General features: G+C 68.1%; 7 protein-coding genes and 1 pseudogene. 2 read left to right on the top strand and 6 right to left on the bottom strand.

Annotated features, from left to right (window positions below):
- Nucleotides 1–9: 9 nt before the first annotated feature.
- The 5 genes from ACZI8W_RS02515 to ACZI8W_RS02495 form a co-directional block, all read right to left on the bottom strand.
- Nucleotides 10–654: a DUF6875 domain-containing protein gene (locus ACZI8W_RS02515; protein WP_463366894.1), complete on the bottom strand. Its 645-nt coding sequence runs from the start codon at nucleotides 652–654 to the stop codon at nucleotides 10–12.
- Nucleotides 651–7568, bottom strand: coding sequence for an amino acid adenylation domain-containing protein (locus ACZI8W_RS02510; protein WP_463366893.1), 6918 nt, complete (start codon nucleotides 7566–7568; stop codon nucleotides 651–653). The genes ACZI8W_RS02515 and ACZI8W_RS02510 overlap by 4 nt, the downstream gene beginning before the upstream one ends.
- 127 nt (nucleotides 7569–7695) lie before the next feature.
- Complete coding sequence (locus tag ACZI8W_RS02505) at nucleotides 7696–8571, bottom strand: hypothetical protein (protein ID WP_463366892.1); 876 nt, start codon at nucleotides 8569–8571, stop codon at nucleotides 7696–7698.
- Between the two features lie 49 nt (nucleotides 8572–8620).
- The gene (locus ACZI8W_RS02500) at nucleotides 8621–10726 is read right to left on the bottom strand and encodes a hypothetical protein (RefSeq protein ID WP_463366891.1); all 2106 of its coding nucleotides are present in this window, start codon (nucleotides 10724–10726) and stop codon (nucleotides 8621–8623) included.
- A gap of 188 nt (nucleotides 10727–10914) precedes the next feature.
- The gene (locus ACZI8W_RS02495) at nucleotides 10915–11127 is read right to left on the bottom strand and encodes a hypothetical protein (RefSeq protein ID WP_463366890.1); all 213 of its coding nucleotides are present in this window, start codon (nucleotides 11125–11127) and stop codon (nucleotides 10915–10917) included.
- 185 nt (nucleotides 11128–11312) lie between these two features.
- On the opposite strand from ACZI8W_RS02495, the gene ACZI8W_RS02490 reads away from it, so the two are divergent.
- Nucleotides 11313–12221, top strand: coding sequence for a beta/alpha barrel domain-containing protein (locus ACZI8W_RS02490; protein WP_463367041.1), 909 nt, complete (start codon nucleotides 11313–11315; stop codon nucleotides 12219–12221).
- Nucleotides 12218–13213: a glycerate kinase gene (locus tag ACZI8W_RS02485; protein WP_463366889.1), complete on the top strand. Its 996-nt coding sequence runs from the start codon at nucleotides 12218–12220 to the stop codon at nucleotides 13211–13213. The genes ACZI8W_RS02490 and ACZI8W_RS02485 overlap by 4 nt, the downstream gene beginning before the upstream one ends.
- On the opposite strand, the pseudogene ACZI8W_RS02480 reads toward ACZI8W_RS02485, so the two are convergent.
- Nucleotides 13189–14145, bottom strand: a pseudogene (locus ACZI8W_RS02480) (MsnO8 family LLM class oxidoreductase); the annotation flags it as partial. The gene ACZI8W_RS02485 and the pseudogene ACZI8W_RS02480 sit on opposite strands and share 25 nt — an antisense overlap.
- Between the last annotated feature and the right edge of the window lie 35 nt (nucleotides 14146–14180).

Raw genomic sequence — 14180 nt, 5'->3', positions numbered from 1 at the left:
CGGCGGTCATCACGAAGTCATCACGCGGTCGGCGATGTCGGCGCGCACCATGGACGGCACGCTCGCAGCGAATTTCTTCAGATACGCGAGTACCCATTCTCGCTGCGATGCGAGGAACGGGAAGTCCGAGCCCACCATGTGCCGGACGGCGAGCATGGGTAGCGGCGCGTCGAGCGCCCGGAACACACTGTTCCGCAGACCGGACACAGTGCAGCCCGGGTAGAACTGACCGAGCATCAGCCCGTCGAGTACGAACTCCGACTTGCGTTCGTTCTGCACGAGGTCGATCACGTCGAAGTCGGTGACGTCGGGGAACACCGCGACGACGGACTTGAGTGCCGCATCGGGCCCTGAGGTCGGCGACAGGTGCGGGAAGAGTTCGGCGAGGTCGTCGGCGACGTCGCGCATACGCTGCGCGTCGATCGCACCCGGCACGACCACCGCATAGAACAGCCCCCGACCGATCGACGGCGCCGCGAACGGGCACACCGGGCCACTGCGCCCGAGGTCGTCGTGCGGGCTGCACAAGAAGTCGACCGCCCAGCGACGCAATTCCCCGGTGCGGGGATGCTCGTCGTCCCGGACATCGTCGAAGACGCTCACCGGTTCGATGCCCGATCGGCGGCCACGGAGAACACTGGTCTGGTCGGTCATGATCGGCCTTTCCGGAGGTGGTCCGTGAGGACCGGGGTGATCTGGTCGAGTGCGAACGAACCGGTGATGTCCCGGTGGGTGACGTCCAGACGGTGCATGAGGATGCGCCCGTCGATGTGCGCTTGCCAGACCTGGGCGGGATCGGGCATCCGCGCGGCGACGGCGTCGGCCGATTCGAAGAACAGCAGGTCGGTGGTGAGTCGTTCAGCTGGTCGGTGGCCGGTGACGAAGCCGACGGTCCGGCTGAAGACGTTGTGCAGGAGGTCTCGGTGCTGTCGCGCGGATCCTGGCCCTAGTGCCTCGATCTCGGCGGCGACGGTCTCCGCGTCGGGTGCTCGGTCCTGAAGGTGAGTGTCGAGCATGGTCAACGTCGCGACCACCTCCCCCGCGGCGACGAGTTGAGTTGCGATCTCGTGGGCGATCTGCCCGCCCACCGAGTAACCGAGCAAGTGATACGGACCGTGCGGCTGCGTCGCCCGGATGCTTTCGACGTGCGCGGCGGCGAGACCCGCGAGGGTGTCGACAACGCGATCCGGATCAGTCAACAGCGGTGACTGCAGTCCGTACACGGGCCGGTCGTCGATTCGCCGCGCGAGTCCGGTGAAGCACCACGCCAGCCCTGACGCGGGGTGGACACAGAACAGCGGATCTCCGGACTCATTCACACGCATCGGGATCACCGCATCGAAGGAATCGCAGGAGTCTTCACCCGCCGGTGAATCGACAAGGTGTCGAGCCAGGGAACCCGGGGTCGGGTGGGTGAAGATCCACTGCACCGGAACGGGACGACCGAGGGACTCCGACAGCGCGGCAACCACGGCCGTCGCGCCGAGCGAGGTGCCGCCGAGGGTGAAGTAGTCGTCGTCGAGCCCCACTCTCGGGGTATCGAGGGCTCCGGCGAACGCGGCGACAACGGCGGTCTCCGTCGCATCGCGTGGCGCCCGGTAGGGTCGACGTCCCTCGGCGAGGTCGGGGATCGGCAGTGCCGCCCGATCGAGTTTGCCATTGGGGGTGACGGGGAGCGTGTCGAGCACGGTGAGGGTCGTCGGCACCATATGCGGAGCGAGTCGCGTCTGGGCGTGGGCGCGAACATCGTCGGCGACGATGTCTGTGCCGGGAGACGGAACGACATAGCCGTCGAGGCGGTCGCGGCGAACGGTGACCACCGCACGGGCTACGTCGGGGGCGTCGAGAAGCACCGATTCGATCTCACCGGGTTCGATGCGGAATCCGCGGATCTTGACCTGCAGGTCGCTGCGTCCGATGTAGTCGAGGGTCGGTGCGCCGTCGGCGCCGCGGCGCCACCGCACGAGGTCGCCGGTGCGATACATCCGCTCCCCCGGCTTCCCGAACGGATCGGCGACGAATCGGGACGCCGTACCGCCGCGCCGGTTCCGGTAGCCTCGGGCCACCGCGGGTCCGCTCACGTACAACTCCCCCACCACTCCGACAGGAACCGGCCGAAGGCGGTGGTCGAGGACCAGTTCGGTGACTCCGCGAATGGGCCCACCCAGGTCGACACGCCCGCCGGGCACCAGCGGCGCACCGGCGTTGGTCTGGATGGTGTTCTCGGCCGGCCCGTAGGTGTTGACCATCTCGCGGCCGGGCGCCCACCGCGCCACGAGTTCGGGCGGGCAGGCTTCGCCACCGACGACGACCGTGCGCAGGTGGTCGAGTCCGGTAGGGTCGAGAGTGGCGAGCACCGACGGTGTCAGGGCGATGTGCGTGACACGTTCCCGGGCGAGAAGATCAGCGAGTTCGGTGCCGCCGTAGACCGTGGGAGGGGCAACGATCAGGCACCCGCCCGACCCGAAGGCCCACAGCTGTTCGAGGACAGCGGCATCGAAACTCGGCGATGCGAAATGCAGGACCCGCGACCGCGACCCGAGCACGAACCTCGTGCGCTGTTCCTCGACGAATCCAGCCAGTCCCGTGTGGGTGACCACGACACCCTTGGGCGTCCCTGTCGATCCCGAGGTGTAGACGAGGTAGGCCGCCTGGTGTGGGCGTAGCGATGCGCGACGGTCGATGTCGGTGATCGCGATCCCGGAACAGTCTGCGATGGAGTTTCTTTCGGAAGGGTCGTCGAGAACCACCCACCGCTGGAGTGGTGGTAGGTCGGCCTGCAGTTCCTCGACGGTGATCCCGGTGGTAGCGCCGGAATCCTCGATCATGTGCTCGATCCGCGCGTAGGGGTACTTCGGGTCGACCGCAACGAAGGCCGCACCGGTTTTCGCAACCGCCCACACCGCCAGGACCGACTCCACCGAACGAGTCAGCGCGACGGCAACCACAGTTTCGGGTCCCGCTCCGAGGTCGATGAGCCGGCGGGCCAGCCGGTTCGAGCGCGCATCGAGTTCGCGGTAGGTGAGTCTCGCGTCGCCGCACACGACCGCGACGGCGTCGCCTCCGATCGCGGCGCCGCGCGCCAGCAGCCGCGGGATGGTGACTGCGGGTTCTGTCGGCCGCCCCGAGACCGGTACGAGATCGGCTCGTTCGGTCGAGCTCAGGATGTCGATCGCGCCGACCCCGCAGGCGGGTCGGTTGACGATCGCTTCGAGTACCCGCGCGAACGCCGCAGCGAAAGATCGGACTGTTGTCTCGTCCAGAATATCTGTGCTGTAGCCGAATTCGGCACTCGTTGAGCTCCCTTCCCGCGGTTCCTCCACAGCGAGGTAGAGGTCGCACTTGGCTACCGACGGTGCTATGTCGACGGCGTCGACCGCGAGGCCGGGTAGTTCGATGCCGATGGATGCAGGGTTGCGGAATTCGAGCAAGGCCTGGAACAGCGGGGAATGCGACGTCGACCGCGCCGGATCGAGTGCCTGCACAACCTGGTCGAACGGCACGTCCGCATGATCGAAGGCGTCCAGATCTCGGTCGCGGGTGCGGTCGAGGAGTTCGTCGAACGACGCGGAGGCATCGATGTCGGAGCGGAGCACGACCGTATTGACGAACATGCCGACCATGTCGTCGAGTTCGGCGGTGCCGCGTCCCGCTACCGGTGTCCCGATCGCCAGTGTCGTTGCACCGGTGATCCGTTCGAGCAGGATGGCGAACGCCGCGTGCATCACCATGAAGACTGTCGCCTCGTGGGCGCGGGCCAGCGCGACCACGCCCGAGAGCACTTCGGCCGGAATCTCGAACGACACCGCGCCCCCGTGGTGAGTGCGGCGCGCGGGTCTGGTCCGGTCGACGGGCAGGTCGAGGAGTTCCGGGACGCCCTCGAGCGTCGACCGCCAGAAGTCGATCTGCCGCGACCGGGACGACTGCGGGTCGGAGGCATCGCCGAGTCGGGCGAGGTGCCCCAGCGCGTGGTCGGTGTAGCGCGTCGGAAGTGGCGCCCACGCGGGGGCGTGTCCCTGTAGCCGGGAGGTGTAGGCGAGCATCGTGTCGCGGGCGAGCGGCAGCGTCGACGCGCCGTCTGCGGCAATGTGGTGCACAACCATCACGACGACGTGATCTGCGGGCCCGAGCTGCAGTAGCGCGGTACGGACCGGGAGATCGCGGCTCACGTCGAACCCTGCGGACGCGAGTTCGCGGAGCGCATCGCGCATGCCGTCTTCGCCGTGTACGGGCACGGGTGTGAAGTCGAACACCGCGTCGTCGAGGACTTCCTGGTAGGGGCCCGACTCCGACGACGGGTAGCGGGTGCGTAGCGGTTCGTGTCGCGCGACGACGTCCGCGAAGGCCGCGCGGAGCACGTCGAGATCGAGGCCGCCGGTGACCCGCAACCCGATGGGTACGTTGTACGCGGGCGACGCGGTGTCGACCTGGTTGACGATCCACATGCGCTGCTGGGCGGGCGCCAGGGGAATCCGCTCGGGGCGGGGTCCGGCAGGAACGAGCGCCGCAGCAGGTGCGGCATCGTGTGCGCGGGCCGCGAGATTCGCGACGGTCGGCGCCTCGAACAGGTCTCGTACGCCGAGCCCTATCCCGAGCGCGGCGTTCACACGGGCGACCGCGCGGGTTGCGCTGAGGGAATTGCCGCCGAGGTCGAAGAAGTGGTCGTCGCGCCCCACCCGCTCGAGCCCGAGAATCTCGGCGAACACCTCCGCGACAGCATGTTCGACTGTGCCATCCGGTGCGACGAACTCGATGGTCCTCGCGCCGAACACGGGTTCCGGCAGAGCCGTGCGGTCGAGTTTCCCGACGGGCGTGACGGGCAGCTCGTCGAGGACGACGATTGCGGCGGGCACCAGATGGGCGGGCACGCAGCCGCGTAGATACTCGGTGAGTTCGCGGACGTCGGGTTCATCCGAGTCGGGAACGACGTACGAGACGGGAACGAGGTCGCCGGCCGGATCGGTGCGCCCGACCGTCACGGCCACAGCAACGAGCCGGTGACGTACCAGCGCTGCGTCGATCTCACCGAGTTCGACCCGGATACCGCGGATCTTGATCTGAAAATCGGAGCGGCCCACATAGTCGAGGACAAGCGTGCCGTCGGGTAGCCGCCGCCAGCGCACCACGTCGCCGGTGCGGTACATGCGCGTGCCGCCGGGCGCTGCGACGAAACGTGTCGCGGTGAGGGCTCGGCGGTTGCGGTAGCCGCGCGCCAACGCCGGACCGGCCACGTACAGCTCCCCGGCCACCCCGACGGGCACGGGTTGCAGGTGGCCGTCGAGGACGGTTTCGGTGAGTCCGCGGACCGGACCTCCGATCGTCACGGACTCGCCGACCGCGAGCGTCGCGGCGTTCGACATGACGGTCGATTCCGTCGGCCCGTAGCCGTTGAGCATCACACGACCGGGGGCCACGCGTTCGACGAGGTCGTCGGGGCAGGCTTCCCCGGCGACTGCCAGCGTGTGCAGGGAACTCGGGAGCCGCGGCACCGTGGACAGCACGGTCGGTGTGAGGACGGCGTGGGTGATGTCGTTGCGCTCGAGAATCCCGGCGAGTTCGTCACCGCCCATCACGGCGGGTGGCACCACGACCAGACTCGCCGCGCTACCCGCGGCCCACAGGATCTCGAAGACGGAGGCATCGAAACTCGGGGAGGCGCAGTGCAGCACACGGGCGCCGGGATGCCCGCCGAAGCGGTCGCGCTGTTCGGCGACCAGGTCGGCGATGCCGCGATGGGTGACGGTGACGCCCTTGGGAACGCCTGTCGACCCGGACGTATAGATCAGGTACGCGGCGCGGTCTGGGTGTGTGGACGCGGCGGCAGACTCGCTGAGCTCCGCGGCGGGCAGTCCGTCCCTGAGCTCGAGCCAGCGAACCCCGTCGGGCAGCGCTGCCCGGAATGCCGGGGTGGTGAGTCCCACCGCCACGGCCGAATCGGTAAGCATGTGTTCGATCCGTTCGGTCGGGTACGACGGATCGACAGGCACGAAGGCAGCGCCGCTCTTGACGACCGACCACAGGGCCACCACCGATTCGATCGACCGTGCGATCGCGACGGCCACGACCGTCTCCGGGCCGGCTCCCGAGACACGGAGGGCGTGGGCGATCCGGTCGGAGATCACATCCAGTTCGGCGTAGGTGACGGTGCGTCCCTCGCACTGCACCGCGACACCGTGCGGATTCGCGGCGACGGCAGCGGCGAGGACCTCGGGCATCGTCACGGTGGTCTCCCCTGCTGCGCCGCGGACAACGCCGGGCACGTCGATCACCCCGATGCCGGTCAGCGGCGTGTCCGACGATGCGGACGCGAACGCATCGACGAGGTCGAGGAGTCGCGCGTGGTGCCGATGCACCTGGTCGTCGGTGTAGCGGCCGGGATTGGCGCGGATCTCGACGATCGTCTGCGGTGGGTGGCCGGAACGATAGATGTTGATCATGATGTCCGGCACCGGGCCTGCGGTGAGGATGTGGAAATCGGCCACAGTGGGCCCGAACCGCCACTGCCGGTCGAAGAGCATCACGTTGACGACAGGCGACGCGATCTGCCGGGCAGCGACGTCCGCGCCGAGCTCACGCAGGATGTCGTCGACGTTCCCCCGCTGATGACGCAGCGCACCGGTGAGTTCCAGCCGGACCCTGTCGACGAGCGTGCCCACGGTGTCGTCGCTGTGTACTGCCACGAGCAGGGGTACGACGTTGGCGAGCATGCCTCCGGACCGACGCAACACCGCGGTGGTGCGCGCGGAGACAGGGATGTCGACGAGGACTTCCTGCCGTCCAGTGGTGTGCGCGAGGTGGCACGCGAACGCCGCCACGATCCGTGCGGCCGAATCGGCGCGGGACGCATCCAGCCGGTCTGCCGTCTCCTCGGCGAGCGCGGCACGAGCGACCCTGCTGCGGACCACAGGCGGTGCAATCCGGTCGGTGAGTGTGACTGCGGCCGAGCGAGTGTGAAGTCGTTTCGCCCAGTGGTCGCGGTCCTGTTGATGCCTGCGGGAGGCACGGTAGTCGTGGTCGATCTGCTGCAGGGTGCGCAGGTCGGCGGCGCGATTCGGCTGTGGTTCACGATTCTCGAACTCTGCGGTGTACAACTCGGCGACCCGATCGACCAACGTCGCCGCACCGTGCCCGTCGAGCGCGATGTGGTGGATGCGCGTGTACCAGAAGTACCGGTCGTCGGCGACCTGAAGCAGAGCGGCCTCGGTGAGCGGGTCGTCGGCGAGATCGATTCCAGCGGTGTGATTGTGGTCCATCCACTCGTGTGCCGCCTCTGCCGGGTCGGGCGCCGCACGGAAATCGTGCACATCCAGTTCGGCGTCCGGCGGAGGCGCGACCACCTGATGGGGTTCGCCGTCGATGTCGACGAGCCGGAGAAAAACCGATTGGAACTCGTATGCCGCGACAAGCGAGACGCGGCGGAACACGTCGATGTCGAGTACTCCGCGAATGTCGACGTACTGTGCGATGCAGATCGGCACGTGCGGTGCGAGCTGTTGGGCGAACCACAACCCACGCTGGGCGGGAGACAGTGGAAATGGTTCGTGGACAACAGCAGTGGCGGTGGCCATGGAATCACACCCGGGGTAGCAGCGACGGTGGCGTCCATTCCTTCCGGACGACCGGACGAACCGGCTCCACTACTGTCCCGCGGGGACGGCCCCGCAGGTACGCACCCTAGGTGTCGACCCGCGCCACCTACTCGGGTTCGCCTTCGTTCTCGCCTGGACGATGCCGCGCATCGGAGACCTTCGCAAAACCCCGGCCGAGGACACCGCCCACTGATTTGAGCGGACTGTCGATCGAATCGAGCACCTCGGGGATCTCGGGGTCTTCGTCGACCAGCCACCCCGCCGCATCGGCACTGCATGCCGAGCGGAAGTCTTCGAGGTCCTCCCGCAATCGTGCGAGCGTTCGCATCGTGCGCGGCGAGGACAAACGTCTGACAACCTCGAGCGGGGTGCCCTCGGCGAGCCGGGCCAGCGCACGGCGCCCGCGGCGGAGCAGATCACCGTCCTGCTCGAAGTGTTCGGCCAGCAAGGTACGTGAAGCGCCGAGGACCTCGCTCAGTGCATCCGGTCCAGCGGTGCGGGCACGTTCGATGCACAGGCGTTGCCACATCGTCGCAGCGTCCTCGACGAGCACGAGCAACTGCAGCGTTTCCCCGAATCGTCCTTCGTCGGCCATGGTGAGCAGTAATGCGACGTGCGCGGACACGACGCTTTCGGACTCGACCGCGTCGAGGTGCGCGAGCGCGTAGGCGCGGAGCCGCTGGACCGCCACGAACAGCAGCGGACCGAGTTCCGCGATGCTGCGCCACTCGTCCGTCGGGAGCGATCCACGGTGATCGACGATCGCGATCGCACGTGTCAACGCGTTGTGGTGGGCGACGACGTCGCCGAGGACGGGAGCGCCGGCTGCCACCAGGATCTTCTCGACGGTATCGGGTTCGGCATCCTCGCCGGTGAGCCGCAGAATCGCAGCTTCGACCGATCCGACAGCACCCGTCAACGCGCGCGCAATCGCGTCGGCGGGGATCACGCCGGAAACGTCGGGGTTCGGCAGGTCGTTCATGTGCACCATCGTGCTACGAGGTACCCACGATGCACCACCCGGCAACTCCTCACAATCGGGTGCCATCCTGACTGCTGGGTACGCGCACCCACGCGCTCTCGAGCAACGAGACCACCTCGGCTTCGTGACGCGCACGGTACGCGCTGAGGATGCGGCGCGGGCGAGTCTCGCCGCTCAGCCCGATCGCCGCCGCGAACGCGGCGGCAATGCCCGCTTCCGGCACGACCTCCGGCATTGTGTAGCCGATGAGCGCGAGCGCTTTGCGGAGTGGATCGGCATTCGAAGCGAATGTGCGCAGGGGTAGCACGTCGAACCGGCCGTCCGGCCGGACGTCGAAGAACAGCTCGCCGTATTCGTCGATGCCGAGCTCGTCCAGGAACCGACGCACCGATGCGAGCTGCGGAATCGGCCCCGTCCATCTCAGCACCTGCGGTCCGAGCCGCGACTTCAGCACGATCTCGGCACCGGGCGCACACCCTGCGATGCCGGCGACCGCGGACGGAATCGGGACCTCGGCGCCGCGTATGTGGTCCCGCGTGACGGGAATCCGCAACCTCCAGTGCTCGTCGAGCCGATACAGGCGCTTGGTGCGTTCGGGGGGCAGCGCCGGTACGTGTGTCCGCCGCCGACGGCGGACACAGTCGGCGACGACGTCGAAATCCCCGCTCGCCGCGAATACCCGGGCGGATGCCTCGGAAATCGAGAACCGTTGGACCAGCGCTTCGGCCACCTTGTCGAGTTCTATCGAGCCACCGGCACCATCGACGAGCCGCGCGATGCGCGACCCGACGGTGGTCACGAGGTCGGTCTCCCATTCGAGTAGACCCCACAGCCCGTCGTCCTCGGTGACGGTGAACCGGTCGTCGTCACCGAGCTCTTCGACGACGCTGTGGACGTCGATATTCGCGTTCATGCGTGCGACGAGCGTTTCGACGGAGAGCGGATCGCCGGCCACCTCGAGGATCTGCGCGGCGTGACCCGAGACAGTGTCCTGGGGCAGGAGGATCCGGTTTTCGAACATGGCGACTCCGCAGTGCTTCATCCACGATGCGAATTCGTCCGCGGGAAGGTGCCATATCGCCGCGACCTCCGCGGGGTGCACTACTCCGTTGACGGACTCGAACTCGCCGAGCAGCGCGCGGGTCTGCTTCTCGGCCTCGGCGAGATCGGGTACGGCAATCCACCCGTGCGCGACAGTGCAGCGGTCATCGAGGCGGTCGAGGACCTTCCACAACGGCGCGTCGAGTCCCGGCACGACCTGCGCCAGCACCGGACGATCACGCAGGATCCGGCTGAACGAGGCCACCGGGCGGACATCGGTGCCCAACGCCGCCAGGAAGTCGCCCACCGCGGTGCCGAACGGGAACGTCGATGGCTGGGACGAGCCGGAGTCGGCATCATCGTGGATGCGGCGTCGCAGGGCGTCACGCTCGGCGGCGGGCAACGACGCAACGTGGTCGGCCAATTCGATCACCGGATCTGCGGGAGCCCCAACCGGAAGATCCCGTGCCGCAACTGCCTCGAGCCGTGCGACGGCCTCCTGGATCTCTTCGGGCGCACCCGTATCGAGACCGATGCTGAGCAGCGGTCGATCCCGTTCGCCGCACAGTGTGCGCCACCGCGCGACAGCAGCGAGGTCGTCGACGAGAAGCGCGAGCGCCGGAACAGGCACGGCAGACTCTTGCGGCCCGAGCCTGGCCGGGTCGCGCAGCACCGTGAGCACCAGCGCCGCGCACACAATTTCTTGGACCGCGTCGTTGTCGGCGCCGCGCACGTCGAAAAGATCGGCCGGGCTGCGACTGAACAGCTCCGCGGTGGTGGGGGCATGCGGCAGGCGCGCAACGATGGTCGCAGCCGCCATCCCCAGGTCGAGGGCTTCCACAGCGACTTCGACAGTGCGGATCAGCCCGTCCGCGAACCGCAGTTCGGGGTGGTCGGTGACGTAGATCCGGGACAGTTCCGCGCACAGCTCCGGAATCTCGGTGGCGGCACCGGTCTCGACCGGTGACTGTGATTCCCACCAGCTCGGTCCCGGCACGAGCGCAGTCAACGCTGCGGTGCGCGCAGACCCGTAACGATCGAGCCACGGCATGAGCTCGAGCCAGGTTCGATCGTCGAGCTCATCGACCGAACGCGCACGTGACCACAGCGACACGAACTGATACTCCTCTGCGACGTCCCGCGGGGACCGCCGTGGGTCCCTCCGTGCGAAGCGCCCGTACGGACGCCCGACCGTTCAGCATACCGACCGAAATCGCGCGCTCACCGAAGATGATCCAGTTGTTCGCCGCCGCCTCTGTTCGCCGCCGCCTCGTTCATCATCGAGGAGTCAGGTGCGCACGGTCAGGTGACTGCAGCATCGCGAGGGGCGTCGTCGCCGGCCTCTCCTTCCCCGACGTCCGGCCGCAGGCGCAACAGCACGAGACCCGCGACCGAGGCGACGATGAGCGAGCCCACTGCCCCATTCACGTGTAAGGCGTACACGGCGATCCCGGATCCGATCAGCCCTGCCAGCAGCGCACACCACAGCAGCACTTTCCCGACGAACGCTCTCATCTCTCAAATACCTTCCGGCAAGTCCCCATCCAGGTCGCAACGATAGTGTCACCTGTCACAAAGCCGGCAACACCCGGGCGGTGTGTCCCCGTTTGGTGTACGGATCTCGGCGCGAGGATACTCGGCACCACACGGCGTGAGAGACGAGAGGGCACAACGTGGATACACAGCCGACCGGGCACGATGTGATCCTGCGGGACGTGACCTTGCGCGACGGGCTGCAGCTCGCGGGAAAACTGCTTCCGACAGAGCGCAAGGTCGAGATCGTGCGCGCACTCCTCGCTGCGGGGGTACCCGAGCTCGAGATCGGATCGTTGGCGCGCGCCGACCTGGTGCCGCCGATGGCGAACAGCCTCGAACTGGTATCGGCGCTGACCGAAGCCGAACTCGATCGCTGTTGGATCTGGGTGGCCACCCCGCGACACGTGGAGAAGGCGCTCGCGGCGGGAGCCCGACGGTTCCAGTACTGCTTCTCGGTCTCCGACTCCCACAACCGCGCGAACATCGGCCGCGACACCGAAGACAGCCTCGCGGCGTTGCCCACCGCCGTGGAACTCGTCCACACCGCGGGCGGCAGCATCCAGCTGTGCCTGGCAACATCGTTCACCTGCCCGTTCGACGGACCCGTCGAACCCGACCGTGTCCTCGAGATCGCGTGCGACCCGCGGGCCGACGGAGCGACGGACGTCGTCGTCGCAGATACTCTCGGTCAAGCTGTTCCCGGGCAGGTCAGCGCCCTCGTGTCGCGTATCCGCGCGGAGTCGCCCGATCGGCGGATCGTCTACCACGGCCACGACACGTGGGGGCTGGGCGTCGCGAACAGCCTCGCTGCCGTCGAGGCAGGCGCGACCGTCGTCGACGGCGCGCTCGGCGGGCTCGGCGGCTGCCCGTTCGCCCCCGGAGCGAGCGGCAACACCGCGAGCGAGGATCTGCTCTTCGCGACCCGTCCGTCGTGGCTCTCACCGCAGGTGTTCGCAGACATCGTCCAGCTCGGCGAGGACGTGGTCGCCGAGCTGGGCGAGCCCAATCGATCCCGTGCCAGGCAGGGAGCGCGGTCCGAGGCCGAAGCCTTCGAATGGGTCGTCCGCGTATGAGGATCCTGATTGCGCCCGACAGCTTCAAGGGCACCTACAGCGCCGTGGAGGTCGCCGACGCGATTGCCGCGGGAGCCGCCTCCGCAGGCCACGAGACGGTACGAATGCCCGTCGCCGATGGTGGTGAAGGCACCCTCGACGCGCTCACCGCACCGCTCGGCCTCGAACTCATCGAGGTCGACGCCGTCAACCCGTGGCGGACACCGTGCCGCGGATTCTTCGGCCTGTCCCCCGACGGCATCGCGATCGTCGAGCTTGCCGCGGTCAGTGGAATCACGACCGCACACAGCGGTGTTCGCGATGCCGTTACCGCGGACACGTACGGCACCGGGATGGTCATGGCCGCAGCGGCGAAACGCAGTGCGCGGCAGATCGTCGTGGCCGCGGGCGGGTCGGCGACCACCGACGGTGGGCTCGGAGCGCTCGCCGCAATCGACGACGCCGGTGGCCTGGGCGCCGTCTCCGTGGTCGTGCTCACCGATGTCACCACCCGCTACGCCGATGCCGCCCGGGTGTTCGGGCCGCAGAAGGGCGCCGACCCCGCGACCATCGATCTGTTGACGGCACGACTGCACGAGGCCGCGGCGACACTGCCGCGCGATCCCCGGGACGTGGACGGCACAGGTGCGGCCGGTGGCTTCTCGGGTGGGATGTGGGCCGGACTCGCCGCCGAATTGCGTTCGGGTGCCGACTACGTGCTGGATGTGTCGGGATTCGACGACGCGCTCACCACCGCCGACCTCGTGGTGGTCGGCGAGGGACGACTCGACGGGCAGTCACGTGCCGGCAAGATCGTCTCGGCGATTCTGGCGCGCAGCGGGTCGGTGCCTGTCGTCGCGGTCGTAGGGTCGGTCGGTGACGATCTGGGCGACTACCGGTCGCGGTTCGCGGACGTGGTGGTGGCCTCCGACGCAGATGCCATGCGGGCGGCAGGTGCTGCGCTCGTCGCCCCCAGGCCGAACACGCGGGCAAGCCGCGCATCCGACGCATAGAGCGCGTCGAGGTCGAAGGTGGATGCCGAACTCAGTACCTCGGCGGCACCTGTCGTCGTGAGAAGTTTCTCGATCCGCTCGGCCACCTGATCCTCGGTGCCGACGATCGCCGTCGTCGCCGTGTCGTCGAGGATCCGCTGTCGGCGCTCGGTGACGGGTAGGTCGCGCAGTGCCTCGACCGCCGACAGCGGCGGGAAGAAGCCGCGCTCTCTGGACAGCGCCATCGCCCACCCTTCCGGCAACAGCAGTGCGGCCGCGGCCGCTTCGGTGTCGGCGATGAGGATGTCGGCACCGATCACCAGGTACGGCTCGGGATTCGCTGAGCTGGGGCGGTACTCGGTGCGATAACGATCGAACGGTTCGGGTCCTTGCGTCAGGAGCGGACCGGCGACGACGGCAGGTAAGCCCAGGCGTGCCGCGACTCGGAGGCCGGCGTCGGTGCCGAGCACGAACAGTGGCGGCGGGTGCGCGACCCGTGGCCTGATCGACACCGTCGCCGTGTCATCGAGATACGCGCGCAACTCCTCGATATCTGCGGCGAAGTCGTCCGGGTCGGCGCGGGTCGTGCGCAAGGCCTCGCGAATCGGCGCGGTGAAGCCGAGCGACCGCCCGACGCCGAGATCGATCCTGCCCGGGTGCAGCGCTGCGAGCATGGCGAACTGTTCGGCAACGACGATCGGCTGGTGATTGGGCAGCATCACGCCGGCCGACCCGACCCGGATGCGGTGTGTCCGATCCGCAACGGCCTGGATCAGCACTGCCGGTGTGCCGGATGCCACACCCGGTACCGCATGATGTTCCGCGACCCAGAACCGTTGATATCCCGCTGCTTCCGCGAGTTGCGCGCGGTGCAAAGTCTGCCGCAGCGCGGACGCGTCATCCTGCCCGTCCCGAGTGCGGGAGCGGTCCAGCAGCGACAGTGCGACATCCATGTTGGGTATCAACACCTCATCGTGAGGTGATAATT

Source organism: Rhodococcus ruitaii (assembly GCF_055230935.1).
Note: the sequence above shows the minus strand (reverse complement) of the source record. Positions and strands in the feature narration are given on the sequence as shown.